The organism is Sphingomonas sp. EU05-FHT14C10, from assembly GCF_058790595.1.
Genome location: NZ_JBYTEN010000005.1, coordinates 107,605 through 133,349, shown reverse-complemented (window position 1 = coordinate 133,349; position 25,745 = coordinate 107,605). Strand labels below are relative to the sequence as shown.

22 protein-coding genes and 1 tRNA gene are annotated in these 25,745 nt (G+C 65.9%); 14 read left to right on the top strand and 9 right to left on the bottom strand.

From position 1 onward, the window contains the following. Positions 1 to 24 precede the first annotated feature (24 nt). Genes AC3WT0_RS07690 through AC3WT0_RS07680 form a run of 3 tightly spaced genes read right to left on the bottom strand, consistent with a single transcriptional unit; the run spans position 25 to position 4,060 of the window. Positions 25 to 1,461, bottom strand: coding sequence for an aldehyde dehydrogenase family protein (locus tag AC3WT0_RS07690; RefSeq protein WP_492752793.1), 1,437 nt, complete (start codon positions 1,459 to 1,461; stop codon positions 25 to 27). Beyond that, positions 1,458 to 3,101: an acetolactate synthase large subunit gene (locus tag AC3WT0_RS07685; protein ID WP_492752791.1), complete on the bottom strand. Its 1,644-nt coding sequence runs from the start codon at positions 3,099 to 3,101 to the stop codon at positions 1,458 to 1,460. The genes AC3WT0_RS07690 and AC3WT0_RS07685 overlap by 4 nt, the downstream gene beginning before the upstream one ends. 5 nt (positions 3,102 to 3,106) lie before the next feature. After that, positions 3,107 to 4,060 (bottom strand): D-2-hydroxyacid dehydrogenase, encoded by a 954-nt coding sequence (locus AC3WT0_RS07680; RefSeq protein WP_492752789.1) that lies wholly within the window; start codon positions 4,058 to 4,060, stop codon positions 3,107 to 3,109. 127 nt (positions 4,061 to 4,187) lie between these two features. Here AC3WT0_RS07680 and AC3WT0_RS07675 point away from each other — a divergent pair, with 127 nt between their 5' ends. Both AC3WT0_RS07675 and AC3WT0_RS07670 read left to right on the top strand, forming a co-directional pair. Next, positions 4,188 to 4,541, top strand: coding sequence for a hypothetical protein (locus AC3WT0_RS07675; protein ID WP_492752788.1), 354 nt, complete (start codon positions 4,188 to 4,190; stop codon positions 4,539 to 4,541). An 80-nt stretch (positions 4,542 to 4,621) separates the two neighbouring features. Further along, the gene (locus AC3WT0_RS07670; protein WP_492752785.1) at positions 4,622 to 4,849 is read left to right on the top strand and encodes a hypothetical protein; all 228 of its coding nucleotides are present in this window, start codon (positions 4,622 to 4,624) and stop codon (positions 4,847 to 4,849) included. A gap of 15 nt (positions 4,850 to 4,864) precedes the next feature. Here AC3WT0_RS07670 and AC3WT0_RS07665 read toward each other — a convergent pair whose 3' ends face one another. From AC3WT0_RS07665 to cysS, 3 genes are all read right to left on the bottom strand, one after another. Beyond that, entirely contained in the window at positions 4,865 to 5,353 is a 489-nt protein-coding gene (locus AC3WT0_RS07665) for a GNAT family N-acetyltransferase (protein WP_492752782.1), read from the bottom strand. Continuing rightward, entirely contained in the window at positions 5,260 to 6,078 is an 819-nt protein-coding gene (locus tag AC3WT0_RS07660; protein WP_492752780.1) for a hypothetical protein, read from the bottom strand. The genes AC3WT0_RS07665 and AC3WT0_RS07660 overlap by 94 nt, the downstream gene beginning before the upstream one ends. A 114-nt stretch (positions 6,079 to 6,192) precedes the next feature. Beyond that, positions 6,193 to 7,641, bottom strand: coding sequence for a cysteine--tRNA ligase (gene cysS / locus AC3WT0_RS07655; protein ID WP_492752777.1), 1,449 nt, complete (start codon positions 7,639 to 7,641; stop codon positions 6,193 to 6,195). A gap of 170 nt (positions 7,642 to 7,811) precedes the next feature. Between cysS and AC3WT0_RS07650 the strand changes: the two genes are divergently transcribed. Together AC3WT0_RS07650 and AC3WT0_RS07645 are read left to right on the top strand one after the other, a co-directional pair. After that, positions 7,812 to 8,276: a hemerythrin domain-containing protein gene (locus tag AC3WT0_RS07650; RefSeq protein ID WP_492752775.1), complete on the top strand. Its 465-nt coding sequence runs from the start codon at positions 7,812 to 7,814 to the stop codon at positions 8,274 to 8,276. A gap of 37 nt (positions 8,277 to 8,313) precedes the next feature. After that, positions 8,314 to 8,387, top strand: a tRNA-Cys gene (locus tag AC3WT0_RS07645). A 17-nt stretch (positions 8,388 to 8,404) separates the two neighbouring features. Here AC3WT0_RS07645 and AC3WT0_RS07640 read toward each other — a convergent pair. Further along, positions 8,405 to 9,418: a DUF2804 domain-containing protein gene (locus tag AC3WT0_RS07640; protein ID WP_492752773.1), complete on the bottom strand. Its 1,014-nt coding sequence runs from the start codon at positions 9,416 to 9,418 to the stop codon at positions 8,405 to 8,407. A 246-nt stretch (positions 9,419 to 9,664) separates the two neighbouring features. Between AC3WT0_RS07640 and AC3WT0_RS07635 the strand changes: the two genes are divergently transcribed. From AC3WT0_RS07635 to AC3WT0_RS07610, 6 genes are all read left to right on the top strand, one after another. Then, entirely contained in the window at positions 9,665 to 10,318 is a 654-nt protein-coding gene (locus AC3WT0_RS07635) for a protein-L-isoaspartate O-methyltransferase family protein (RefSeq protein WP_492752771.1), read from the top strand. An 11-nt stretch (positions 10,319 to 10,329) separates the two neighbouring features. After that, positions 10,330 to 11,793, top strand: coding sequence for a TolC family outer membrane protein (locus AC3WT0_RS07630; RefSeq protein WP_492752769.1), 1,464 nt, complete (start codon positions 10,330 to 10,332; stop codon positions 11,791 to 11,793). A 13-nt stretch (positions 11,794 to 11,806) separates the two neighbouring features. Then, the gene (locus tag AC3WT0_RS07625) at positions 11,807 to 12,301 is read left to right on the top strand and encodes a DUF2497 domain-containing protein (protein WP_492752767.1); all 495 of its coding nucleotides are present in this window, start codon (positions 11,807 to 11,809) and stop codon (positions 12,299 to 12,301) included. A 91-nt stretch (positions 12,302 to 12,392) separates the two neighbouring features. Next, positions 12,393 to 14,429 carry a S9 family peptidase gene (locus AC3WT0_RS07620; RefSeq protein WP_492752764.1) on the top strand — a complete coding sequence of 679 codons (2,037 nt, stop codon included), beginning with the start codon at positions 12,393 to 12,395 and terminating at the stop codon, positions 14,427 to 14,429. A 222-nt stretch (positions 14,430 to 14,651) separates the two neighbouring features. Beyond that, complete coding sequence (locus AC3WT0_RS07615; protein ID WP_492752762.1) at positions 14,652 to 17,513, top strand: valine--tRNA ligase; 2,862 nt, start codon at positions 14,652 to 14,654, stop codon at positions 17,511 to 17,513. Between the two features lie 298 nt (positions 17,514 to 17,811). Further along, positions 17,812 to 19,287, top strand: a complete 1,476-nt coding sequence (locus AC3WT0_RS07610) for an MATE family efflux transporter (RefSeq protein WP_492752759.1) — start codon at positions 17,812 to 17,814, stop codon at positions 19,285 to 19,287. Here AC3WT0_RS07610 and AC3WT0_RS07605 read toward each other — a convergent pair. Then, positions 19,284 to 20,177: a diacylglycerol kinase family protein gene (locus tag AC3WT0_RS07605; protein WP_492752757.1), complete on the bottom strand. Its 894-nt coding sequence runs from the start codon at positions 20,175 to 20,177 to the stop codon at positions 19,284 to 19,286. The two genes, AC3WT0_RS07610 and AC3WT0_RS07605, sit on opposite strands and share 4 nt — an antisense overlap. Before the next feature lie 85 nt (positions 20,178 to 20,262). Here AC3WT0_RS07605 and hemB point away from each other — a divergent pair, with 85 nt between their 5' ends. From hemB to AC3WT0_RS07585, 4 genes are read left to right on the top strand one after another with little or no spacing between them, the layout of a single operon-like run. Next, positions 20,263 to 21,258: a porphobilinogen synthase gene (hemB, locus tag AC3WT0_RS07600; protein WP_492752755.1), complete on the top strand. Its 996-nt coding sequence runs from the start codon at positions 20,263 to 20,265 to the stop codon at positions 21,256 to 21,258. Next, positions 21,258 to 23,540, top strand: a complete 2,283-nt coding sequence (locus AC3WT0_RS07595; protein WP_492752753.1) for a fused MFS/spermidine synthase — start codon at positions 21,258 to 21,260, stop codon at positions 23,538 to 23,540. The genes hemB and AC3WT0_RS07595 overlap by 1 nt, the downstream gene beginning before the upstream one ends. Beyond that, a complete protein-coding gene (locus tag AC3WT0_RS07590) occupies positions 23,537 to 24,073 on the top strand; it encodes a GNAT family N-acetyltransferase (protein ID WP_492752751.1) in 537 nt (178 codons plus the stop codon). The genes AC3WT0_RS07595 and AC3WT0_RS07590 overlap by 4 nt, the downstream gene beginning before the upstream one ends. Positions 24,074 to 24,098: 25 nt before the next feature. Beyond that, complete coding sequence (locus tag AC3WT0_RS07585) at positions 24,099 to 24,647, top strand: gamma carbonic anhydrase family protein (RefSeq protein ID WP_492752750.1); 549 nt, start codon at positions 24,099 to 24,101, stop codon at positions 24,645 to 24,647. A 1-nt stretch (position 24,648) separates the two neighbouring features. Here AC3WT0_RS07585 and dinB read toward each other — a convergent pair whose 3' ends face one another. Further along, a complete protein-coding gene (dinB, locus tag AC3WT0_RS07580) occupies positions 24,649 to 25,725 on the bottom strand; it encodes a DNA polymerase IV (RefSeq protein ID WP_492752748.1) in 1,077 nt (358 codons plus the stop codon). Between the last annotated feature and the right edge of the window lie 20 nt (positions 25,726 to 25,745).

The following is a 25,745-nucleotide window of genomic DNA, read 5'->3' as shown; positions in this document are numbered from 1 at the left end:
CCCGCTCTCGCGTCGAGGCGATTCCTAGCCCCGTCGGATCACGAGGTTCCGAATTTCGGTCATGTCCTCCATGGCAAAGCGTATGCCTTCGCGGCCGAGGCCCGATTCCTTCACGCCGCCATAGGGCATGTTGTCGACACGGTAGCTGGGCACGTCGTTGACGACGACGCCGCCGACGTCGAGCCTGTCCCACGCATCCATGATCTTGAAGAAATCGCGGGTGAAGATGCCGGCCTGCAGGCCGAACTTGCTGTCGTTGACGATGGCCAGCGCTTCGTCCCACGTCGTGAACTTCTCGAAGAAGGCGACGGGGCCGAAGGCTTCCTCGCGGTTGAGATTGCTGTCGCGCGGGACATTTTCGAGCAGCGTCGCTTCGAGCAGCGTGCCTGCGCGGTTGCCGCCGCACAGCAAGGTAGCGCCAGCCGCGATCGCTTCCAGTATCCAGCGATCGCAGCGCGCCGCTTCCTTCTCGTCGATCATCGGGCCGACGAAGGTGTTGCGATCCTTGGGGTCGCCGGCGACCAGCTTTTTCGTGGCGGCGACGAGGCGATCGCGAAAATCGTCATAGACGTCGGCATGGACGACGATGCGCTGGACGCCGATGCAGCTCTGGCCCGACTGGTAGAAGGCGCCGAAGATGGTGCGCTGGACGGCATCGTCGAGATTGGCGTCGTGATCGATCACCACCGCCGCGTTGCCGCCCAGTTCGAGGATGACCTTCTTCTTGCCCGCGCGCGCCTTCAGATCCCAGCCGACCGCGGGCGAGCCGGTGAAGCTGAGCAGCTTGAAGCGCTCGTCGATGGTGAACAGGTCTGCGCCGTCGCGGTGTGCGGGCAGGATCGAGAAGGCGCCCTTGGGCAGATCGGTCTCGGCCAGAACCTCGCCCATGATGATTGCGCCCAGCGGCGTGCGGCTGGCGGGCTTCATCACGAAGGGGCAGCCGACCGCGATGGCCGGCGCGACCTTGTGCGCCGCAAGGTTGAGCGGGAAGTTGAAGGGCGCGATGAAGGAGCAGGGGCCGATCGGCACGCGCTTCCATATGCCCTGATAGCCCTTGGCGCGTGGGGAAATGTCGAGCGGCTGGACCTCGCCGTAGAGGCGCACCGATTCCTCGGCGGCGATGCGGAAGGTGTCGATCAGGCGGCCGACCTCGCCCTCGCTGTCCTTGATCGGCTTGCCCGCCTCGACGCACAGCGCATAGGCGAGCTCGTCGAACCGTTCGGTGAAGCGCGCGACGCAGTGCTGGAGCACGGCCTGCCGCTCATAGGACGCCATGCGCGCCATCGGCTCGACCGCCTCGACCGCTGCGGCAATGCCGGCATCGATCGTCGCTGCGTCGGCCTGCGCGACGCGGAAGGCGAGCTTTCCGGTGAACTTGTCGGTCACCTCTAGGTCTGCATTGGGCTGCTGCGCCTCGTTGGCGAGGTAGAGCGGATAGATATCCTTGAGCTGGTTCGTCATAAAGCCTCGCTCAACTCCTTGATTTCGCGATTCAATATGCGGTCGTTCATCGAATAGTCGACGGGGCAGTCGATGAGATGGACGCCGCTTGCGCCGAGGCAGCGGTGGAGCAGATCGGGCAGCATCTCGCTGCTTTCGACGCGGTGGCCGTGCGCGCCGTAGCTTTCGGCATATTTGACGAAATCGGGATTGCCATAGGTCAGCCCGAAATCCTTGAAGCCCATATTGGCCTGCTTCCAGCGGATCATGCCGTAGCTGCCGTCGTTGAGGATCAGCACGGTGAGGTTGAGGCCGAGGCGGACGGCGGTCTCCATTTCCTGGCTGTTCATCATGAAGCCGCCGTCGCCGCATACCGCCAGCACCTTGCGCCTCGGGTGGAGCATCGCCGCCATCATCGCGCTGGGCAGGCCCGCGCCCATCGAGGCGAGCGCATTGTCGAGCAGCACGGTGTTGGGTTTGTGCGCCGGATAGTCGCGCGCGAACCAGATCTTGTACACGCCATTGTCGAGCGCGATGATCCCGTCCTTGGGCATTGCCGCGCGCACGTCGCGGACGAGGCGGCTGGGGGTGACGGGGAAGCGCGCGTCGGCGGCCAGCGCATTGTTGTGCTCGACCTGCGCGGCGCGGGCACGGCGCATCAGCGGGCAGCCCCAATCCTGCCGCGTGATCGCTTCCTTGATCTGCCAGATGGCGTTGGCGATGTCGCCGATCACCTCGATCTGCGGGAAATAAACGGGATCGACCTCGGCCGTCTTGGTCGAGATATGGATCACCTCGGTGCCGCCCTGCGTCATGAAGAAGGGCGGCTTTTCGATCACGTCATGGCCGACATTGATGATGAGGTCCGCCGATCCGATCGCGCGGTGGACGAAATCGCCCGCCGACAGCGCGGCGCAGCCGATGAACTGATCGCTGCCCTCGTCGACCACGCCCTTGCCGAGCTGGGTGGTGACGAAGGCGATGCCGGTCTTGTCGATGAACTCGCCGAGCATCTTGCCCGCAAGCCGGCGGTTGGCGCCACCGCCGAGCACGAGCACCGGGCGCTTCGCAGCCTCGATACGGTCGACCGCAGCGCGCACCGATTTCTCGTCGGCGGTCGGGCGGCGGACGAAGCTGGGCGTGAAGGGCGCCGAATGGGCGTCCTCGTCCGCGACATCCTCGGGAAATTCGAGATGCGATGCGCCGGGCTTCTCCTCCTCGGCGACGCGGAAGGCCTCGCGCACACGGCTGGGGATATTGTCGGCGCTGGCGAGCTGATGGGTGAACTTGGTGATCGGGCGCATCATCTCGACCACGTCGATGATCTGGAAGCGACCCTGCTTGGATCGCTTGATCGGCTTCTGCCCGGTGATCGCGACGATCGGCATCCCGCCGAGCGTGGCATAGGCGGCGGCGGTGACGAGGTTGGTCGCGCCAGGACCGAGCGTGGCGAGGCAGACGCCGGCCTTGCCGGTCAATCGGCCATAGGTCGCCGCCATGAAGCCCGCGCCCTGTTCGTGCCGCGTCAGGATCAGCCGGATCTGCGTGGAGCGCGACAGGCTGTCGAGCAGGTCGAGATTCTCCTCGCCGGGCACGCCGAAGACATGATCGACGCCTTCGGCTTCCAGGCACTGGACGAAGAGATCGGAGGCCTTGGTCATGACGTTCAATATCCCCGTTGCAGGTCGACCTCGTTACGCAGCGCCTCGCCCTTCAGGTAGCGGCCGAGATTTTCGACGAAGAGCGCGGCCGAGCGCATGAACATCCGGGTCTGCGCGCGCCCCGACAGATGCATGGTGAGATAGGTGTTGGGCAGCGACCAGAGCGGGCTATCGGCCAGCAGCGGCTCGGGGGTCACCACGTCGAGGAAGGCCCCGCCGATCTTGCGGCCCCTGAGCGTCTCGATCAGCGCATCCTGATCGACGACGGTGCCGCGCGCGATGTTGATCAGCCAGGCGTCGCGCTTCATCGCCGCCAGCTCTTCCAAACCGAACATCGCCTTGGTCTCGTCGGTCGACGGCATGGCGAGAATGATCCAGTCGAATTCGCCGATCCGCGCCTGCCACTCGTCGGCCCCGACGATGCCGGGCTCGCCATGCGGGCTGCGCTTCACGCCGGTGACCGCGACGCCGAACGCCTTCAGCCGGTCGCCGATCAGCCGGCCGATCGTGCCATAGCCGATCACCAGCGCGCTCGTGCCTTCGAGCTCGGTCTTGCCCGGTGCATCGAACAGCCATTCGCGCCGGCCCTGCGCCTCGACCACCTCGGGATAGCGCTTGGCGGCGACGAGGACGCCCATCACCGCATATTCGGCGACGGCCACGCTATTCACGCCCGCGCCGTTGGTGAGCTTCGCGCCGCGATCGATGAGCAGATCGAGCGGGAAGGCGTCGAGCCCGGCATAGATGGTCGAGACCCATTTGAGCTTGTCGCCGCGCCGGATCGCCTCGCCCGTCGCGCCCGGCTTCTGCATGTCGAGCCAGCCTATCTCCGCCTCAGGAGCGAGCGCATAGGCCTCCTCCTCGGTCATGAACCAGCGGGCATCGATCCCTTCGGGCATGTGCGGCTCGACGAGAGGACGGGCGAGGGCGGGGAGCACCGCGACGATCGACTGAGTCATGGGCTGGGGTTGTAACCCTCTGAACGGAGGGGTCCAGATATCTTGGCATGCCAGATATCTTGGTATGACGGTGCGACCGTAACGCCGCTCGATCGTTCACCTTCCATAACGGTCGAGGAGATACGCCGTGAAAAGACTGTTCGTCGCGATGTGCGTTGCCCTGCCGCTCGCCGGCTGCGCGGGGACCTATGGCTATGGCGGGGGCGTCTATGCGGGCGGGCCTTATGCCTATGACGGCTTCTACGACGGCTATTACGGGCCGATCTATGACGGCTACTGGGGTACTGACGGCGCCTTCTATTTCCGCGGCGGCGGGGGCGACCGCCATTTCCGGCGCGGCGACCCCGGCCATTTCCATCGTGGCGGGCCGCCGCCTTCGTCGAGCTTCCAGCCGATGCGCGGCCAGACGACGCCGAGCCCCGGCGTGCGGATGCCGCGCTTCCCCGACGGGCAGCATGGCGGGCGGCCGGGACGGCATTGAGGCGCGTTCTCCGCCGATCGACTCAGCGAGCGGCGGGCCCTATGTTCGCGACCACGCAAACCTTGGGTCGGAGGTGGACGATGACGCAGCTTCAGCTTGAGAGAGTCACTTCATTTCTGTTCGGCGCGGGCGCCGTGATCGTCATGCTCGGCGCGATCACGGCGATCGTCGGCTGGTCGCATCGTCCCGTCGCGGGGCTGCTGATGGCCTTCATGATCCTGACGGGGCTGTTCGCCGTCGCAGGCGCAGCGTTCGGCCTCATCGCCGGCATGACCGCGAGCGACAGGCGCGCAAAGCCGCTGCGCTAGACGCGGCGCCCGGCGTTAGAGGCGCTTGGCGAAAACGTGCGAGACGGTTTCGAAGCCGTGGCGCTCGAAGAAGGCATGGGCGCGTTCGTTGTCCTTGCCGCTTTCGAGGAAGAACCAGCCCATATCGCGCTGCTTCGCCTCGGCCTCGATCGCGGCGACCATCGCGGCGCCGATGCCGTGCGAACGCGCGGCGGGGTCGACCGACAGATCCTCGATGACCGCATAGCGGATGCGCGGCGTTTCGACCCACAATATGATCGACGCAGCGACCATCGCGCCGTCCGCATCGCGCGCGACGAGCACGCTGCGTTCAGGCCCGATATCCTCCATGTCCTCGACGAGCAGCGCATCGAGATCGCCCGCCCAGGCCTTGCCGTCGGGGCTCAGCCCGCACTGGACCTCGCCATGGCTTATGTAGCGGGGATCGCCTCCGATGGTTCGGGCGAAGAAATGGGCGGCTTCGGCAAGCTCTCCGGCCGATTGAGCCCAATATGGCGCGCCCAACGCTTCATGCGGGCGATCCCCCCCTCCTTGGGTCCCTGATCCGGATATAACTCGCTTTTCCACTTTTTTATTTCCTTGCATCTCATGATCCGGGCAACACCCACATAGAATGCGGCGCGCCGTTCAGTATCGTTAAGTTTGCATTCGCCGTATGCCTTTTCGCCGAAAAGCCCGATGCCGTGATCGAAGATATCCCGAACATCGCGCGTGTAGTTTCGCCTCAGATCGCTCCATTCATGGCGAAAATACCAGTCGTCCAGTGTATCATAAAACCACGCGACCCAGCTTGCGAAAATCTCAGAGTTTATGATTTTCTGTCTGCGAAACCGAGCGCAAACCTCGAAAAGGTTGAGAGTCTGGAAGTATAAATTATAGGTGTGCAATCGATTTTCGGTGAAATCATTTATAATTTCATCCTTATTTGCTGGCGTTTCGGGTTTCCTGAAGGCATCGATCTTCCTAGAGTGCTCGGCTTCATATTTGAATATGGTGCTCGATGCCATTTCAAGGTTGAAATAGGCGTTCGATCGTTCCACGCGCAGACTGCTTCGACGCGTAAGCCAGTTGAAGAAGAGGGTGACGAGGAAGGCCGCGAGGGCGATGAACGGCGCCCAGTTGGATATTTCTACGCCGAAGAGAGCAATGTCTCCATCGGGATGCACCGAGCATATAGGCAGTCTGTCGCAAAGGTCGGCGACGAGCGATTTCAAGGCCATATGAGACATTTGCGTCCTTCCCCCAAAGAACAGGCAGGGAAAGGTCACATGGGCGGCAGCGCCATGGCAATATGATTCGGGATGCGGCGCGCATACTCGCGCAATCGTGGTTCCTGGTCGCGATCAGTCCAGCGTGACCCGCCATTCCCAGCCGAGGGGATCGCCGTCCATGATCTCGATCCCGGCCGCCGTCAGCTCGTCGCGGATGCGATCGGACGTGGCGAAATCCCTGGCGACGCGCGCGGCCTTGCGTTCGGCGAGGCGGGCCTCGACATCGGCCTCGTCGATCAGCGCGTCGAGCGGGCGGACGCGGAGCGAAGCGCGGGTGATCGTCGCGAGCTCGAGCCCGAAAACCTCATCCATGCGCAGCGCGATCGCCATGCGCGCCTCGGGCGCGACCGGCTTGGCGGCAATCGCCTCGTCGAGCAGCGGCAGCGCCTGCGGGATCATGAGATCGGCGCTGATCGCCGCATCGAAGCGATCGAGCAGGGCCTGTGCGGCGGGGGGCAGCGTGTCGACCTGCTTGCCGGCGGCCTGATCGCGCAGCTTTTCCACCGCCATCACCAGCCGCTTGAGCCTGGTGAGCGCCGCCGCCATCGTCTCGACCGAGAATTCCAGCTCGCTGCGATAATGGGCGCTGATGCACAGCAGCCGATAGGCGAGAGGATGGACGCCGCGATCGACGAGCGACTGGAGCGTGGCGAAGCCGCCCTTCGACTTGGACATCTTGCCGCCGCGATCGACGACGAAATTATTGTGCATCCACCAGTTGGCGCCGGTCGCGGAGGTGCAGGTATAGGCTTGGTTCTGCGCGATCTCGTTCACATGATGGATTTCGCGGTGATCGATCCCGCCGGTGTGGATGTCGAACTGCGGCCCCAGATATTTGAGGCTCATCACCGAGCATTCGAGGTGCCAGCCCGGCGCGCCGGGGCCCCAGGGCGAGGGCCATTCCATCTGGCGATGCTCGTCGGGCGCCGAGGTGCGCCAGATCGCGAAGTCCGACGGGTGGCGCTTGCCCTCGACCTCGGCGATGCGGCCTTCGCGATCGTCGGGGCGCGTGCCGGCGAGGCGGCCGTAATCGGGCACCGTCGTCACGTCGAAATAAAGGCCGCTGTCGAGGCGGTAGCAATGCTTGCTCTCGATGCGCTCGGCAAAGGCGATCATGTCGCCGACATGCTCGGTCGCGACCGACCAGCGCGCGGGCTGGCGGATGTTAAGGCGGGCGACGTCGCGCTTGAAGGCGTCGGTATAAAAAGCCGCGATGTCCCAGATCGACTTGTTGTCGCGCTTTGCCGCCGCTTCCATCTTGTCGTCGCCGGCATCGGCGTCGGAGGTCAGGTGGCCGACATCGGTGATGTTGATGACGTGGTCGACCCGGTAGCCCTTCCAGCTCAGCACGCGGCTCAAAGTGTCGGTGAAGACATAGGCACGCAGATTGCCGAGATGCGCGAAGTGATAGACGGTCGGGCCGCAGGAATAGAGGCGCACCTTGCCGGGCTCGATCGGCTGGAAGCTCTCGATCGAGCGGGTAAAGCTGTTGAAGAGCTGGAGATGTGCACCGGTCGTCATGATGCCGGGCGTTTCCACCGCCGCGCCGCGTGCGTCAATGCCGATGTGAGCCGGACGCCGGGAACGGGCCGCGGCCGCACAATGCGGAGGCCCATATTTTCGCGCCGGCGCTAAGCACATCTTAATGTCGAAATGTAAAATGATGCCCATCTTTCCATCAGGGGCAGGCGATGGGCAGCAGGGGCGGGATGGATGTCGAGGGGCTGCGCCGGCAGCACGACGATATCGCGGCGATCGCGGCGGATCTTATGCGGCTGGTGGAGACGGCGGACGAACCGCGCCCGGTCGCCGCGCTGCGCTGGGGGCTGACACGGGCCCTGCTGACGCATCTGGCGGTCGAGGATCGCTATCTCTACCCCGGCATGATCGCGCAGGGCGGCACGCAGGGCGCGCTCGTCGCCTCGCGCTTCCAGACCGAGATGGGCGATCTCGCCGAGCGCTTCACCGCCTATATGACCGAATGGAAGGATGACCGGATCGCGCAGGACTGGGCGGGGTTCCGCGCCGCGACCCGGCTGATCCTCGGTGCGCTCTCGCGGCGCATCGCGCACGAGAATGAAACGCTCTATCCGCTGGCGCGCGGGATGCACCTGCCTGTCGCGCCGATGCCGGAGAGGATGGCGATTCGCGGTTGACAGCCCGCTTCGCGTTGCGCACATGCGCTGGCCTTCCGGCCCGATGGCGGAGTGGTTACGCAGAGGACTGCAAATCCTTGCACGCCGGTTCGATTCCGGCTCGGGCCTCCATCCTTCCTTTCCCGGCGCTACCAGCGGTTGCGCACTTCCTCGGCAAAGCCGGGCAGGTCGCGGATCGCGAGCACCGTCCCGTCGTCGAGGCGGACTTCGCCCGAGAAGAGCCCGAACAGCTGATCCTGCGCCGTCCTGAACAGGCCGAGATTGGTTATGTGGTGGCGATTGACGATCGGCTGCATCGTCATGGTGAAGCGGCCGTCATTGCTCGAAAAATGCCAGGCGCCCGAATCCGGCGCGCCGGGCGGCATGTGGAAGGTCACGCGATCGAGCTTGTGCGCGATGCCGTCGACGAACAACATATTCTCGGTCGCCGCCGACGTGTCGCCAAAGCCATAGCCGATGTTGAAGCCGACGCGGTGGCCATCGACGAGGCCCGAGGCCGAGCCCCAGTACCAGCTGTTGCGATAGGTCCAGACCCCGCGCCCCCAATCGAGTACCCCGAACGCGCTGTCGGGATCGAAGCGGACATTCCGGTCCCCGATTCGGATTTCGCCCGAGGCGGCGAGGCAGTTGATCTTCTGGTTATAGTAGAAGGCCTTCGGCGCGCCCGCGAAGGGCGTCGCGATGACCATGCGGTCCATCGGCGGCTGATCGAGCCATAGTTCGCCCGAAAGCCCACCGCGAAAGCGCGGTGCGTCGATGGTCAGCCTGCGGCCGCCCGCTTCGTGGCGAAAGGCCAGCGACAGTCCGTCACGGCTTTGCACGATATCGCCGCTGTCGGCGCTTTCCGGCATCGCCATGCGTCCCATCGGCCATGGGATCACGGCGCCGCCATTGCTGGCCTTGCGCTGGCGGAAATCCATCCAGGAAATGCCGAGAAAACCCAGATAGCCGTTATCGGCGACGGTCAGCGCGATGCCGTGATCGGGGGTGAGGATGCAGTAATAGTCCCACTCCTTGATGCGCAGTGGGTGCGCTGCGATCGCCGAGCGATCATATTGGCGTATTTCGGATTTCGCCCAGCCGGGCTCGACCAGCCGGCCGCGGCTGTCCAGCAGGGCGCCCGGCCCCATTTCGCGCTGCACCGTTCTTTTCCTCCCCCGTTCGAGGCGCGCGCCTTGGTTCAGGGATGCGTGCTGCCCGGCAGCCTTTTTGTGGCGGCGGACCCGGCCTGTCCAGCGCGACGGGCGGGGGCAGGGCGGCAACGCTTCTGCAAGCGGCTTTCCTCCTTCGACGAACCGCGCTTGGCGTGGCGCTAATGACTGGATAGAAGCGGGTTTCGACAATAGTGTATTGCATAGCTAAGACAGTTGTGCGACGAGGGGTTCGTGATGACCGAGCAAAACTTTGAAACAATGCGCCGCGCGATGGTCGCCAGCCAGCTTCGGACCAATGCGGTCAGCGACCAGCGAGTCGTTGTCGCGATGAACGAAGTGGCGCGCGAGACCTTCGTGCCGTCGGATCGCGCCTCGATCGCCTATGTCGATACGCCGCAGCCGCTGGGCCAGGGCCGGGCGCTCAACGCGCCGATGGTCGTCGGCCGCCTGCTGAGCGAAGCCGAGGTCGTGCCGACCGATAAGGTGCTGCTGATTGGCGCCGCCACGGGCTACACCGCCGCGCTGCTCGCGCGCCTTGCCGGCCATGTCGTCGCTGTCGAGGCCGATGCGGCGCTCGCCGCGCAGGCCAAGGCCGCGCTGTCGGACCTGAGCAATGTCGAAGTGATCGAGGGCGCCTTCGCCGACGGCCATGCCGCTAGCGCGCCCTACGACCTGATCTTTATCGACGGTGCCGTCGAACAGATCCCCGAGTCGCTGACCGGGCAGCTTGCCGGTGGTGGTCGCATCGTCGGCGCGATCGCCGACAATGGCGTGACCCGGCTGGTGATCGGCCGGCGCGCGGGCGCCGTGCTGGGGCTCGATGCCTTCGCCGACATCGAAGTGACGGCGCTGCCGGGCTTCGAGCGGCCGAAGCCGTTCATATTCTGAAAAGGGGCGAAATGATCCGTTGCGTTTCCCTGGCCGCCGCGATGTCGAGCGCGGCGATGGCGTTGCTCGCCCAGCCGGCTTCGGCCGAGACGCTGCGCGATGCGCTCGCCAAGGCCTACAACAAGAACCCGACGCTCACCGCCGCGCGCGCCGGACAGCGCGCGAACGACGAGAATGTGCCGCTCGCCAAGGCGAACGGGCTGCCCAACGCCAATCTTCAGGGATCGTACCAGGAATATAAGGTACGCCCGTCCAACGACTTCACCTCGCCGCGCCGGTCGGTCGGCGGGCAGCTGAACCTCAACGTGCCCATCTATCAGGGCGGTTCGGTGCGCAACGCGGTGAAGGCCGCCGAGACGCGCGTCGCGGCAGGCGTCGAGACGCTGCGCGATACCGAGCAGACCGTCTTCAGCCAGACCGTCGCCGCCTATATGGACGTGATCCGCGACGAGGCGATCGTCCGCCTCAACCGCGAGAATGTGAACGTGCTGGAGGTCAACCTCCAGGCCACCAAGGACCGCTTCGAGGTCGGCGACCTGACACGCACCGACGTGGCGCAGTCCGAAGCGCGACTGGCCGGTGCGCGGGGCGACCTGCAGACCGCCGAAGCCAATCTGACGGGCAGCCGCGAGACCTATATCCAGCTGGTCGGCGACGTGCCGGTCAATCTGGAAGTGCCGCCCGAACTGCCCGGCCTGCCCGGCGACCCCGATTCGGCGGTCGATATCGCGGTGAAGGACAATCCCGACCTGCGCGCCGCCGCCAAGCAGCGCGAAGCTGCGAAGCAGGATGTCGCCGCCGCCTATGGCGCGCGCCTGCCGACGCTCTCGCTGGGCGCGACCGGCGGCTATCAGAACTTCCTCAACACGCTGGGCAGCGGCGTGCCCGGGGTTTCGGTCTCGCAGACCAACAAATCGGTGACGCTCGGCGTGTCGGCGACGTTGCCGCTCTATCAGGGCGGCATGTCCAGTGCGCGCGTCCGCCAGGCGCAGGCGCAATCGGGGCAGGCGATCGAGAATGAAATTGCCGCCGAGCGCAGCGTCGTCGCGCAGACCAGGGCTGCCTTCGCCAGCTGGCGCTCCTCGCTCGAGGTGATCGATTCGGCGAAGGTCGCGGTTCAGGCCAATACGCTGTCGCTCGAAGGCGTCCGCGCCGAGAACAGTGTGGGCAACCGCACGATCCTCGACATCCTCAACGCCGAGCAGGAACTGCTCAATTCGCAGGTCGAGCTCGTCTCGGCGCAGCGCAACGCCTATGTCGCTGGTTTCACGCTGCTTGCGGCAATGGGCCATGCCGGCGCGCAGGAGCTGAGCCTCGATACCGGCGGGCCGCTCTACGACCCGTCGATCAACTACAAGCGCGTGCGCAGCCATATCTGGGACTGGGGAGACAGCCCTCGGCCACAGCCTGTCGCCACGCGCACCGTTGACACGTCTTCGCAAAATCCGGCAACAAGCGCGACACCTGCAAAATAGGGTAAACGCGCGGATGGGGCACATCAGCCACGAGCCTTCGATGGAGGAGATACTTTCCTCGATCAAGCGCATCATTGCCGAGGATGATGCGCCGCCTGCGCGCGCCAGGAAGGCGTCGGCGAAGGCGGCGAAGCTCGTCCAGCCCTCGCCCGAGCCAGAGATTCTCGAACTCACCGAAACCGTCGAGCCGGCACCCGCAGAGGAAGCGCCGGCCGAAACCGCGTCCGCCAAGCCCGAAGCCACCCCCACTGCAGAGGTGCCGCCGATGATCGTGCCCGACGACGAGATACTGTCGATCGCGACCGCCACGGCGACGCGCAGCGCGCTGTCGACACTATCGCGGCTCAAGGTGCGGCCCGAGGACGGCGCGCCCGAGAACAGCCTCGAAGGGCTGGTGCGAGAGATGCTGCGCCCGATGCTCAAGGAATGGCTCGACGCCAACCTGCCCGCCATCGTCGAATCGATGGTGGCGAAGGAAATCCAGCGCATTTCGGGCGGGGCGCTTTAGGTTCGGTGTGGAAGCGTTGACGGCGCATTTCGGTTCCCACTTGTATCCTGACTGATTGCGCGCGGCGGCGGCGCTGATAGAAATGCCGTTCATGAAGAGCATCGCCTTCGCGGCCCTGATCGGGCTCGCCTCCACCTCGACCGTCGCCATTGCCCGGCCGATGACCCCCACCGATCTTGCCACGCTCAGCCGCGTGAGCGCGCCGACCGTCTCGCCCGACGGGCGCTGGCTGGTCTGGCAGCAGCGCGAGACCGATCTGGCCGCCAACAAGGGGCATCTGAGCCTGTGGCTGCTCGATCTTTCCACCAAGGGCGCGAAGCCTGCGAAGATCGCGACGCCGGCGGGCAAGGAGGCGCATGACCCGGCTTTTTCGGCCGACGGCAAGAGCGTCTATTTCATCAGCGATGCTTCGGGGAGCGACCAGATCTGGCGGATCGCGCCTGCCGGCGGCGCGGCCGAGCAGGTGACGCGCTATGATTTCGATCTCTCCGGCTTCCTGCTGTCGCCCAAGGACGACAAGGTCGCGATCTGGGCGGACTTGCCGACCGATTGCGACAGCCTGCCTTGCGCCCCCGCGGCGAAGACGGCCGCCGGCAGCGCGCGCACCTATGACCAGCTGTTCGTGCGCCATTGGGATACATGGGCGACGCCGGGCGTGCGATCGCGCGTCTATGTGCTGCCGCTGGTCGCGGGCGGTGTCGCGAAGTCGGTCGAGGGGCCGCTGATCGGCGATACGCCGTCCAAGCCCGACGGCGGGGTCGAGCAGCTCGCGTGGAGCGCCGACGGCAAGACCCTGTTCTTCACGCTGCGCGAAGCGGGGCGGATCGAGCCACTGTCGACCAACCTCGACATCTTCGCCGCGCCGGCCGACGGCAGCGGCGGGCCGGTCGACTTGACCAAGGCCAATCAGGCGATGGACAATCTGCCCGCGGTTTCGCCCGACGGTCAGTGGCTGGCCTATGCCGCCATGGAGAGGCCGACCTATGAAGCGGATCGCATGGCGCTCCACCTGCGCAACCTGCAGACGGGCGAGACCAAGGCGCTGGCCCCGGCATGGGACGTATCAGTCGATTCGATCGTCTGGGCGGCGGATGGCAAGAGCCTGCTGGTCACCGGACTCGATCATCTCGACGCGCCGCTGTTCCGCGTCGCCGTCGCCGACGGCAAGGTGACGCGGCTGACGCAGCGCGGGCATGTGTCGAGCGTCGTGCCGTTGCCCGATGGCGGTGCGATCGCGACGATCGACACGATCACCGCGCCTGCCGATTTCTACCGTATTTCGCCCAGGGGCGTGGCGACGCGGCTGACCTCGGTCAATGCCGAGCGGCTTGCCGGGGTCGATCTGCCCAGCGTCGAGCGTTTCACCTTCGCAGGCGCGGACAATGATCCGGTGAGCGGCTGGGTGGTCGCGCCGGTGGGCGCCAAGGCCAAGCTGCCGACGCTGATGCTCGTCCATGGCGGGCCGCAGAGCAGCTTTTCCGACAGCTGGTCCTATCGCTGGAACCCGATGCTCTTCTCCGCGCCCGGCTATGCGGTGGTGAGCGTCGATTTCCATGGATCAATGGGTTATGGGCAGAAGTTCACCGACAGCATCAACAAGGACTGGGGCGGCAAGCCGTTGAAGGACCTGCAGCTGGGCCTTGCAGCTGCGGCGGCGAAGTTCCCCTTTATCGATCCCGGCAATGCCTGCGCGGCGGGCGGGTCCTATGGTGGCTATATGATGAACTGGATCGCGGGCAACTGGCCCGACCAGTTCAAGTGCCTCGTCGTCCATGCCGGCGTCTTCGACGCGCGCGCCATGGCCTATGAGACCGAGGAGCTGTGGTTCGACGAATGGGAACATGGCGGACCTTATTATGAGAAGGCCGCCGACTATGAGCGCGGCAACCCGGTCAACCACGTCACCGCGTGGAAGACGCCGATGCTCGTCATCCATGGCGAGAAGGATTTCCGTATCCCCTATACGCAGGGGATCGCTGCCTTCACCGCCGCGCAGCGCCGCGACGTGCCTTCGCGACTGGTGATCTTCCCCGACGAGAATCACTGGATCCTGAAGCCCAAGAACAGCATCCAGTGGTATGGCGAGGCCTTCGACTGGTTCGGCAAGTGGTTGAAACCCGCCCGATAACACCGCTCCGTTCGGGCCGAGCCTGTCGAAGCCGTTCCTGCCTTTGCGCAGAAGGAGAAGAAAGGGCTTCGACAGGCTCAGCCCGAACGGGTTGTGAGGGATGTATGTCTGTAAGGGACGGCTCGCTTCGCTCGCACCCACCCCAACCCCTCGCTTGAAAGGGAGGGGCTCGGTCTGCCGAACCATTGTCATGACGGCCTGCCTTGCTATGAGCGGGCCGTCATGACCGAACTGCCCAAGACCTTCGATCCCGCTGCCATCGAGGCGCGCTGGTATGCCCGCTGGGAGAGCGAAGGGCTGTTCCGCCTCGATCGCCCCGATGCCGAGCCGTTCACGATCGTGAACCCGCCGCCCAACGTGACGGGCAGCCTGCATATTGGCCATGCGCTCGACAACACGCTGCAGGACATTCTTGTCCGCCACGCGCGCCTGCAGGGCAAGGACGCGCAATGGGTGGTCGGCACCGATCATGCCGGCATCGCGACGCAGATGGTCGTCGAGCGCCAGCTGAACGCCAAGCAGCAGAAGCGCACCGATTTCACGCGCGAAGAGTTCGTCGCGAAGGTGTGGGAGTGGAAGGAAGAGAGCGGGGGCGAGATTACCCAGCAGCTCCGCCGCCTCGGTTGCTCGATGGACTGGGGCAACGAGCGCTTCACGATGGACGAGGGCTTTTCGAAGGCCGTCCTCAAGGTATTCGTCGACCTGCACAGGCAGGGGCTGATCTACCGCGACAAGCGGCTGGTGAACTGGGATCCGGGCCTGGGCACCGCGATCAGCGACCTTGAGGTCGAGACGCGCGAAGTGAAGGGCAGCTTCTGGCACCTGCGCTATCCGCTGGAGGATGGATCGGGCTTCATCCAGGTCGCGACGACGCGGCCGGAAACGATGCTTGCCGACATGGCCGTTGCGGTGAACCCGGCCGACGAACGCTATGCCGCACTGGTCGGCAAGAAGCTGCGCCTGCCGATCACCGGCCGCCTGATCCCGATCATCACCGACGAACATGCGGATCCCGAGCTGGGATCGGGCGCGGTCAAGATCACGCCGGGGCATGACTTCAACGATTTCGAGGTCGGCCGCCGCGCGGGGATCGAGGCGCGCGACATGCTCAACATGCTCGACGCGAAGGCGCAGATCACCCAGACCGCCGACGGGCTGATCCCCGCCGACCTCATCGGGCTCGATCGCTTCGAGGCGCGCAAGATCATCGTCCAACGGCTGAAGGACGAGGGTTTCCTCGTCCCCCATGTCGACAAGGACGGCAATGAGCATGATGCCGAGCCGCGCACCATCCAGACGCCCTATGGCGATCGTTCGGGCGTCGTGATCGAGCCCTGGCTGACCGATCAATGGTATGTCGACGCCGCCACGCTGGCCAAGCCCGCGATCGAGGCCGTCCGCACGGGCGCGACGAAGATCGTGCCGAAAAGCTGGGAAAAGACCTATTTCAACTGGATGGAGAATATCCAGCCCTGGTGCGTGAGCCGCCAGCTATGGTGGGGGCACCAGATTCCGGCGTGGTTTGGTCTTTCGAAGGAGTATTTCGAGAGGAACGCCGATCGCACCTACGCTGACATCGGCCGCGATATTTTTAAGGGCGGAGAGCAGGCGGATCAGATATCGTTCGTCGCGGAGACCGAGGCGGAGGCCTTAGAGGCTGCCAAGGCCTATTATGGTCCGGCCTTTGTCGTGGCGACGGAAGAAGCGTTGGCTCAGGGGGGCGTTGAGCTGGACGGCAAGACTCTTTCGGTTCTTGCTCGCGATCCTGACGTTCTCGACACCTGGTTCTCCTCGGCGCTGTGGCCGTTCGCGACGATGGGGTGGCCCGACGCCGATGTGCGCGCGATGGGGCGTTATCCCAACGACGTGCTGATCTCGGGCTTCGACATCCTGTTCTTCTGGGATGCGCGCATGATGATGCAGGGCATCCACTTCATGGGCGAGAACGGCAAGCTGCCGCTTCAGGAGAGCGTGCCGTTCAGAACCCTTTACCTGCATGGCCTTGTCCGCGCGGCCGACGGGCAGAAGATGTCCAAGTCCAAGGGCAATGTCGTCAATCCGCTGGGCCTGATCGACCAATATGGCGCCGATGCGCTGCGCTTCTTCATGGCGGCGATGGAAAGCCAGGGGCGCGACATCAAGCTCGATGAGAAACGCGTCGAGGGCTATCGCAACTTCGCGACCAAGCTGTGGAACGCGACGCGCTTCGCCATGTCCAACGGCATCGGCGCATCGGCGACGATCGAGCCCCCAGCGGCGACTCTGACGGTCAATCGCTGGATCATCGCCGAGACGATCCAGACGGTGCAGAAGCTGGACCTGGCGCTTGCCGACCTGCGTTATGACGAGGCGGCGAACACGATCTACCAGTTCGCGTGGAACCGTTTCTGCGACTGGTATCTGGAACTGATCAAGCCTGCCGCGAGCGGCGACGAGCGGGGCGCGATCGACGACGAGACCAGAGCGGTCGCCGGCTGGGTACTCGACCAGATCCTCGTCATGCTCCACCCGTTCATGCCCTTCGTGACCGAAGAACTGTGGAACGCGCTGGGGACGCGCGCCTATCCGATCATTGTTGCCAAATGGCCGATGGCCGATGCGCGCGCGATCGATCCCGCAGCGGCGCAGGAGATCGACTGGCTGATCCGGCTGGTGAGCGACGTGCGCGCGGCGCGCAGCGAGCTGGGCGTTCCGCCGGGCGCGCGGCTGCCCATCCACGTCCGCGATGCGGCCGCGGTGACGAGCGAGCGGCTCGATCGCCAGACGGCGGCGATCGCGCGGCTGGCGCGCGTCGATCTGGCGGCGGGCGAACCCGGTGCGGGCGGCGCATTGCAGGTCGTGGTCGACGAAGCCACGTTCGTGCTGCCGCTGGGCGATGTGATCGATCTCGACGCCGAGCGTGCGCGCCTCGCCAAGGCGCGCGAGGCGGCGATCAAGGAGCGCGATTCGCTCGCCGGGCGGCTGGGCAATCCCAGCTTCGTCGAGCGCGCCAAGCCCGAAGCGGTCGAGAAGGCACGCGCCGATCATGCTGAGAAGGCCGCCGAGGCCGAGCGGCTGGAAGCGGCGCTCGCGCGGTTGGGCTGAAAACCGTCATTGCGAGGGGCGCAGCCCCGCGGCAATCCAGCCGGGCGCATGAGCCGCTGGATTGCCGCGCTTCGCTCGCAATGACGGCGCGGACAGGGCTGGGCTGAGGCTCCGTCGTGTTGCGGCGAAAGCCGGAGCTCAACAGTCGTGCACGCCGCGTTTCGTCACCCCCTGGGCTCCGGCTTTCGCCGGAGCACAATCGCGGCTGTCCGCTCTTCCCTTTTGCCGCTTCGCGCGCGAAGGAGGGATGGGGGCATGATGGCCGGAATCGGCGCGGGACAATTGGGGACATAGCGAAATGGCCGAACAGGAAGCGCCCAAGGCGCCGGCGCGCCCGCATGGCGGCATGGATCTCACCAAGGGGCCGATCGCCAAGACGCTGCTGCTCTTTTCGCTGCCGACGCTGGGATCGAGCATCCTCCAGTCGCTGAACGCATCGATCAACGCGGTGTGGATCGGCCAGTTTCTGGGCGAGAAGGCACTGGCGGCGACGACCAACGCCAACCTCGTCATGTTCCTGCTCATTGCCGCGGTCTTCGGCTTCGGCATGGCGGCGACGATCCTGATCGGCCAGAATATGGGCCGGCGCGACATCGACATGGTGCGCCGCGTTCTGGGCAGCGCCTTCGGCCTGTTCGCCGCGATCTCGGTGGTGACGGTGATCGTCGGGCTGATCGCGGCGCCCGCGCTGCTCCGCCTGCTGTCGACGCCTGCGGAAGTGACGCCGCTGGCGCTCGCCTATATCCGCCCGATCTTCATCGCGATGTTGCCCGGCTTCCTGTCGGTGCTGCTGACGATGGCGCTGCGCGGCACGGGCGATTCGATGACCCCGCTCAAGTTCATGGCGCTGGGATCGCTGTTCGACGTGATCCTCAATCCCGTCTTCATCCTCGGCCTTGCCGGGATGCCGAGGCTGGGGATCGAGGGATCGGCGGTGGCGACGCTGATCGCCAACAGCATCGCGCTCGCCTCGCTCATCACCTACATCTACGCCCGCGACCTGACGATCCGGCTGCGCGGACCCGAGCTTCGCTACCTGATCCCGCGCGGCGACCTCGTGCGGCTGATTGTCGGCAAGGGTTTCCCGATGGGGCTGCAGATGCTGGTCGTCTCGATCTCCGCGCTGGCGATGATCGGGCTGGTCAACCGTCACGGCACGAGCACGACGGCGGGCTTCGGCGCGGCGAACCAGCTCTGGACCTATATCCAGATGCCCGCCATGTCGGTAGGCGCGGGCGTCAGCGCCATGGTCGCGCAGAATATCGGCGCGGGACAGTGGGGGCGCGTCGACCGCATCACTTGGGCCGGGATCGTGATGAACTGCGTGCTGACCGGCGCGCTGCTGCTGATCCTGACGCTGCTCGATCGCCATGTGCTGTGGCTGTTCCTCGGTTCGCATGACGAGGCCATCGAGATCGCGGTGCGGATGAACCTGATCGCCGGGTGGAGCTTCATCATGTTCGGCGCGTCGATCGTGCTGGCCGCGACGGTGCGGGCGAATGGCGCAGTGCTGGGGCCGCTCATTATCCTTGCGGTCGCGCTGATTCCGGTCAGGATCGGATTGGCGGCCACTTTCGATCCGCTCTGGGGCGCGGATGCGATCTGGTGGAGCTTCCCGGCGGGCTCGCTCGCTTCGCTGGTTATGACGATCGCCTTCTATCTGCACGGCGGGTGGCGCAAGCTGCATCTCGTTCCGGCCAAGTCGGAGATCGAGGTGGAGGAAGAGACGCTGGCCGATTGCGATGCGACGGGGAAGGCGGCGCCGATCGGTTAGCCCGTCCGGGGAGCGGCGACTTCGATCACGCTTCTCGCGACCCTTGCGGTCACCGGGGTATGGGCCAGCACCTCGCCGTCGATCGAGATGGGCAGGGGGGGATCGGTCGTGATGCGGAGCGCGGTGCCGCGAAATTCGCGCAGCGTCTGTTTGCGCCAGCGCAGCTTCATCAGGCTCGCCGCCCAGCTGGTGACGAGGCGGTGTTTCGCATTGCCGATCACCGCCTGAACCACGATCTCGCCGCTGTCGGGCTCGGCGCTTTCGACGAGCTCGGTGCCGCCATGATAGCCGCCATTGGCGATGCGCAGCTCGACGGCGTCGATCGTCTCGGCCGTATCGCCTTCGCCGATCGTGACGCGGAAGGGGCGGAAGCCGAGGAATTTCCACGCCGCCCAGCCGAGATAGCCGGCACGGCCGCCGACACGCTTGAGGCCGTGGGGCACCGTTTCGGCGATCATCGGCGACAGGCCGATCGCCGCGCAATTGGCGAAATAATCGCCGTCGATCATGCCGAGATCGATGCGCCGCCGCTCGCCGTCCGCGATCACCGCGATCGCGCCGTCGAGATCGAGGGGGATGTTCATCGTGCGCGCGAAGCTGTTGGCGGTGCCGAGCGGGAGCAGTGCGAAGACCGCGTCCTTGCCGACGAACTCGTCGACGCTCATCGACAGCGATCCGTCGCCGCCGCCGACGATGACCATCGGCGCGCGCGCCGCCAGCGCCTCGCGCACCGTGGGGACGAGTTTGCGCGGATCCTTCAGCCCGTGCGCGGCGATCAGATCGACGCCAGCGGCGGCCAGCTTCGCCTTCGCTTCCTCGAACAGATCGCGACCCTTGCGCGACATGGCGTTGACGATGAGGACGGCCTGGTGGGGTAAATCTTTGCTCATGCCCGACAAACGCGCGTCCTTCGTTACGGATGCATAAGATTCTTGTGTCATGGCGGGACGGAATGAAATCCTCTAGTGCCCGGTCATGACCTACGCATCCTTCCCCGCTCTTCGCCTCCGCCGCACGCGCTACACGGCGTGGAGCCGCGCGCTCCATGCCGAGACGCGGATTGCGCCGAGCGATTTCATCTGGCCGCTCTTCGTGGTCGAGGGGAAGGGCGTGGAGGAACCGATATCGACGCTGCCCGGCGTGTCGCGCTGGTCGGTCGACCTGATCGTCGAGCGCGGGCGCGAGGCGGCGCGGCTGGGCATACCGTGCGTCGCGCTGTTCCCCTATACCCAGCCCGAGCGGCGCAGCGAGGACGGGCGCGAGGCGCTCAACCCCGACAATCTGATGTGCCAGGCGATCCGCGCCCTGAAGGATGCCGTGCCCGAGGTGGGCGTGCTGACCGATGTCGCGCTCGATCCCTATACCAGCCATGGGCAGGACGGGCTGATCGACGCGGCGGGCAATGTCCTCAACGACGAGACGATGGACGTGCTCGTCGGTCAGGCGCTGGTGCAGGCCGAGGCGGGGGCGGACATCATCGCGCCGTCTGACATGATGGACGGGCGCGTCGGGGCGATCCGCACCGCGCTCGAGGCAGGCAATCACCGCGAAGTCCAGATCATGGCCTATTCGGCGAAATATGCGTCGGCCTTCTACGGCCCCTTCCGGGACGCGGTGGGATCGCGCGGGCTGCTCAAGGGTAACAAGCGCGGCTACCAGATGGACCATGCCAATAGCGACGAGGCGCTGCGCGAAGTGGCGCTGGACCTTGCCGAAGGCGCGGACAGCGTGATGGTGAAGCCGGGGCTGCCCTATCTGGATATCATCCGTCGCGTGAAGGACGAGTTCCAGGTGCCTGTGTTCGCATATCAGGTTTCAGGGGAATATGCGATGATCGAAGCGGCGGCAGCTGCGGGCGCGGGCGACCGCGACGCGCTGGTGCTCGAGACGCTGACCGCGTTCAAGCGCGCGGGCTGCTCGGGCGTTCTCACTTATCATGCCGCGCATGCGGCGCGCCTGCTGGGGGCCTGATGGGAATCGCCGCCACCGCCGACGTTGCGCCGATCGATACAGACGACGCGCACTGGCGCGGCTGGCTGTTCGTGCTGACGATCTTCGTCGGCAGCTTCCTGCTTTTCCTCGTTCAGCCGATGATCGCGCGCATGGCGCTGCCCCGGCTGGGCGGTGCGCCGGCGGTGTGGAACAGCGCGATGCTGGTCTATCAGGCGCTGCTGCTCGGGGGCTATGCCTATGCGCATGTGCTGGGGCGGCTGAGCGTCAGTCGGCAGGCGGTCGTCCACCTCGTGCTGCTCGCGGCGGCGGCGCTGTGGCTGCCGATCGGGCTGGCGGCGATCTATCCCTCGCCGACGGCCAATCCGGCGCTGTGGGTTCCCTATCTGCTCGCGCTGTCGATCGGGCCGCTTTTCTTCGCGGTTTCGGCGCAAGCGCCGCTGATCCAGCGCTGGTACAGCGTCGCGAGCGGGGGGCGTGATCCCTATGCGCTTTATGCCGCGTCCAACCTCGGCAGCTTTGGCGGGCTGATCGCTTATCCGCTGATCGTAGAGCCGCGACTGGCGCTGGCGGACCAGAGCTATTTGTGGAGCTGCCTTTACGCCATCCTCGGGCTGCTGGTGCTGGCATGCGCCTTCATGCTGCCGCGTGGGCGCGCGGCGCGCGTCGAGACGCTTCCGCTTTCCGAACCTGCGCCGATGCGCCGCAAGCTGATGTGGGTGCTGCTGGCCTTCGTGCCCTCCGGTCTGATGCTGTCGACGACGACCTACATCACCACCGACATTGTCGCGATGCCACTGCTGTGGGTGCTGCCGCTCGGCCTCTATCTGCTCAGCTTCTCGGTCGCTTTCGCGAGCCGGCGCGGGCTTTCCGACGCGATCGGACGGCTGTCGCCCTTCGTCCTGCTCGTGATGGGCGTGCTGTCGGTCCGCAACGACCCCTCTCTTCCGCTATTCTCGATGGGGGCGGGGCTGCTGCTGCTGTTCGTCGTCGCGGTGGCGCTGCACGGGCGTATGTACCGGCTGCGGCCGGCGCCCGACCGGCTGACCGGATTCTACCTCGCCATGTCGCTGGGCGGCGTGCTGGGCGGGATATTCGCGGGGCTGATCGCGCCGCTGCTCTTCGACTGGACCTATGAGCATCCGATCCTGGTCCTGATGGCCGGCGCGCTTGTGCCGATGGCCTCGCCTTTCGCGGTGCAGGACCGGCTGTGGCGCGACCCCCGGATCGCGCGGATGGCGGGTATCGCGATCATCGTCATCGTCTTCGCGGCTGCCTGGTTCGCCATTGCGACCGAGCCCACCGCACATCCCCATTCGGCGGAGACGGCGTTGCTGATCGTCATCCTCGGCAGCATCGCGGTAGGGCGCCGCGCGCCCTTCGTCGCCGCGCTCGCCGCCGTGCTGCTGGTCATCGGCCTTTGGCAGTCCTTCGTGCTGAGCGCGACGCCGGGCGCGCGGACGCGCAGCTATTTCGGCATCTACACGGTGCGCGATGTCCCTGCCGCCGGCATCCGGATCCTGTCGCACGGCACGACCAGCCACGGGCTGGAGATCATGGAGCCCGGACGGGAGCGCGATGCGACCAGCTATTACGGGCCGCATTCGGGCGTGGGGCAATCGCTCCTCGCGCTCGACGCTTCGCCGGCGGGCGGGAACGCCCGGGTCGGCGTCGTCGGGCTGGGGACGGGGACGCTCGCCTGCTATGCGCGGCCGGGGCAGCGCTGGAGCTATTTCGAGATCGATCCGGCGGTGGTCCGGATCGCGCGCGACTCAGGCAAGTTCCACTTCCTGCGCGATTGCCTGCCCGATGTTCCGATCGAGATCGGCGATGCGCGATTGACGATCGCGGCGCATGCATCGGCATCGCTCGACATGCTCGTGCTCGACGCCTTTTCCTCGGACACGGTGCCGATGCACCTGCTGACGCGCGAGGCCTTCGCCATCTATGGCCGCGTGCTGGCGCCGAAAGGACTGCTGCTCGTCCACATCTCCAACCGCTTCCTCGATCTCAGACCCGTCGTCGCGGCGGCTGCCGAAGAGGGCGGGTGGGGCGCAATCCTCCTTGTCGACGAGATCGACGGCAAGTCGCCCGAGGGGCGCTATCTGAGCAGCTCGACCTGGGTGGCGATGTCGCGCGATCCGAAGATGCTGGCGATGATCATCGCGAGCGCGCCCAAGGGGCACAAGAACTGGGTCCGGCTGTCGCCGCGCCCCGACTTCGTCGAATGGACCGATGATTTCTCCAGCATCCTCCCGCTCGTCAAGGCGTGGACGCCTGCGGGCGAAGGGCGGGGGCGGTGAGCGTCATCGTCGAGACCGAGCGGCTGTTGCTGCGCGGCTGGCGTGACGAGGATGGCGATGCGTTTGTCGCCGCGACCAATACACCCGCAGTGATGGAGCATCTGGGCGGGATCGAGGATCCCGAACGCCTGAAGATCTCGGTCGCCCGCCAGCAGGCGCTACAGGCCGAGCATGGATATTGTTTCTGGATCGTCGAGCGGCGCTCCGATGGCGCGCTGCTGGGCTTCTGCGGCCTCAAGCCCGGCAATGTCGGCAGCATCGATGGCGAGATCGAGATTGGCTGGCGGCTGCGCGCCGACGCCTGGGGGCATGGCTATGCGCGCGAGGCGGCGGCGGCGAGCCTGGCCTGGGGCTGGGCCAATCTGGCGGCGCCGCGGATCGCGGCGATCACCGTTGCCGCCAACGTCCGCAGTTGGGGGCTGATGAAGCGGCTGGGCATGGAGCGGAGGCCCGACATGGATTTCGCGCATCCGGCCTTTGCCGCCGACCATCCGCTGAGCGCGCATATCTGTTATGTGATCGACCGGCCCTGAAGGCCGGCGTTTCCGGGGAGAGACAATGGACGGCGTCAGCATCATCAGCTTCAACGGCAAGACGCCGGTCATCCATCCGACCGCCTTCGTGGCGCCGGGTTGCCGCCTGATCGGCGACATCGAGATCGGCCCCGATTCGAGCATCTGGTACAATTGCGTGCTGCGCGCGGATGTGAATTTCATCCGCATCGGCGCGCGCACCAACATCCAGGACGGCACGGTGATCCACGTCGATTCGCCGCGCCTGCCGGGCGATGCGGGGCAGCCGACGATCATCGGCGATGATGTGCTGATCGGGCATATGGCAATGGTGCATGGCTGCGTGCTCGAGGATCGCGCATTTGTCGGCCTCGGCGCGATCGTGATGGACGGCGGCCATATCGAAAGCGAGGGCATGCTGGCCGCCGGCGCGATGATGACGCCTGGCAGGCGCATCGGCGCGGGTGAGCTGTGGGCGGGGCGGCCGGCCAAGCTGCTACGGATGCTGAGCGATGTCGAGCGTGCGGGCAACCAACTGGGCGTCGCTCATTATGTAGAGAATGCCCGGATGCACCGGGCGGCGAACGGCGGCTGAATCAGATCGCGAGATCGAGCTGGCTGCTACCCTCGGCTTTGTCCTCGGCGAGCGACGACAAGGTGAGGCCGAGCAGGCGGACGCTGGACGGGAAGGGCGCGAGCGCATCGAGCAGTTCGTGGCCGGCGGCGAGGATCGGCGCGCGATCGCCGACCGGGGCTCCGAAGCTGCGGGCACGCGTGATCGTGCGGAAATCGGCATAGCGCAGCTTGAGCGTGACGGTGCGGCCGCGCGCTTCGGCGCGCTCGATCCGTTCCCACAGTGCGTCCATGATCGCATCGAGCGCGTCGTGCATCGCCTCACGCGTCGTCAGATCGGGGAAATAGGTGCGTTCCGCGCCCACCGACTTGCGGATGCGATCGGCGCTGACCGGACGATCGTCGATCCCCCGCGCGGCGCGATAATAATATCGTGCCGAACGCCCGAACTCGCGCTCGAGGAAGTCGAGGCTCTTGGCGTGGAGATCGGCGCCGGTGACGATCCCCAGCCGCTCCATCTTCGCCGCCGTCACCGGGCCGACGCCGTGGAAGCGCTTGACGGGGAGGGTGGCGACGAACGCCGGCCCCTTGTCGGGCGTGATGACGCAAAGGCCGTCGGGCTTGTTCTGGTCCGACGCCAGCTTGGCGAGAAACTTGTTGTAGGAGACGCCGGCTGACGCGGTGAGCCCGGTCACGTCGCGGATGCGCGCGCGGATCGCCCTGGCGATGGCTGTCGCGGAGGGCGCGCCGGTGACATCGAGATAGGCCTCGTCGAGCGACAGCGGCTCGATGATCTCCGTATGCTCGGCGAAGATCGCGCGGATCTGGCGCGAGACGGTGGAATAGACGTCGAAGCGCGGCCTGACGAAGATCAGCTCTGGGCAGCGCCGCCGCGCCTCCGCCGAGGGCATGGCCGAACGTACGCCGAATACGCGCGCCTCGTAGCTGGCGGCGGCGACCACGCCGCGCTCGCGCGCGCCGCCGACCGCGACGGGCTTGCCGCGCAGCTCGGGATTGTCGCGCTGTTCCACCGACGCGAAGAAGGCATCCATATCGACATGGATGATCTTGCGGAGCGGGGGATCCTCATCCTGTTCCACCGGGCGTGGAATAGGCGCAT

Coding starts and splice junctions, on each gene's coding strand:
- AC3WT0_RS07690 (WP_492752793.1), bottom strand. CDS start 1,461: ATGACGAACCAGCTCAAGGATATCTATCCGCTCTACCTCGCCAACGAG.
- AC3WT0_RS07685 (WP_492752791.1), bottom strand. CDS start 3,101: ATGACCAAGGCCTCCGATCTCTTCGTCCAGTGCCTGGAAGCCGAAGGC.
- AC3WT0_RS07680 (WP_492752789.1), bottom strand. CDS start 4,060: ATGACTCAGTCGATCGTCGCGGTGCTCCCCGCCCTCGCCCGTCCTCTC.
- AC3WT0_RS07670 (WP_492752785.1), top strand. CDS start 4,622: ATGACGCAGCTTCAGCTTGAGAGAGTCACTTCATTTCTGTTCGGCGCG.
- AC3WT0_RS07660 (WP_492752780.1), bottom strand. CDS start 6,078: ATGTCTCATATGGCCTTGAAATCGCTCGTCGCCGACCTTTGCGACAGA.
- cysS (WP_492752777.1), bottom strand. CDS start 7,641: ATGACGACCGGTGCACATCTCCAGCTCTTCAACAGCTTTACCCGCTCG.
- AC3WT0_RS07650 (WP_492752775.1), top strand. CDS start 7,812: ATGGGCAGCAGGGGCGGGATGGATGTCGAGGGGCTGCGCCGGCAGCAC.
- AC3WT0_RS07635 (WP_492752771.1), top strand. CDS start 9,665: ATGACCGAGCAAAACTTTGAAACAATGCGCCGCGCGATGGTCGCCAGC.
- AC3WT0_RS07630 (WP_492752769.1), top strand. CDS start 10,330: ATGATCCGTTGCGTTTCCCTGGCCGCCGCGATGTCGAGCGCGGCGATG.
- AC3WT0_RS07625 (WP_492752767.1), top strand. CDS start 11,807: ATGGGGCACATCAGCCACGAGCCTTCGATGGAGGAGATACTTTCCTCG.
- AC3WT0_RS07620 (WP_492752764.1), top strand. CDS start 12,393: ATGAAGAGCATCGCCTTCGCGGCCCTGATCGGGCTCGCCTCCACCTCG.
- AC3WT0_RS07615 (WP_492752762.1), top strand. CDS start 14,652: ATGACCGAACTGCCCAAGACCTTCGATCCCGCTGCCATCGAGGCGCGC.
- AC3WT0_RS07610 (WP_492752759.1), top strand. CDS start 17,812: ATGGCCGAACAGGAAGCGCCCAAGGCGCCGGCGCGCCCGCATGGCGGC.
- AC3WT0_RS07605 (WP_492752757.1), bottom strand. CDS start 20,177: ATGAGCAAAGATTTACCCCACCAGGCCGTCCTCATCGTCAACGCCATG.
- hemB (WP_492752755.1), top strand. CDS start 20,263: ATGACCTACGCATCCTTCCCCGCTCTTCGCCTCCGCCGCACGCGCTAC.
- AC3WT0_RS07595 (WP_492752753.1), top strand. CDS start 21,258: ATGGGAATCGCCGCCACCGCCGACGTTGCGCCGATCGATACAGACGAC.
- AC3WT0_RS07585 (WP_492752750.1), top strand. CDS start 24,099: ATGGACGGCGTCAGCATCATCAGCTTCAACGGCAAGACGCCGGTCATC.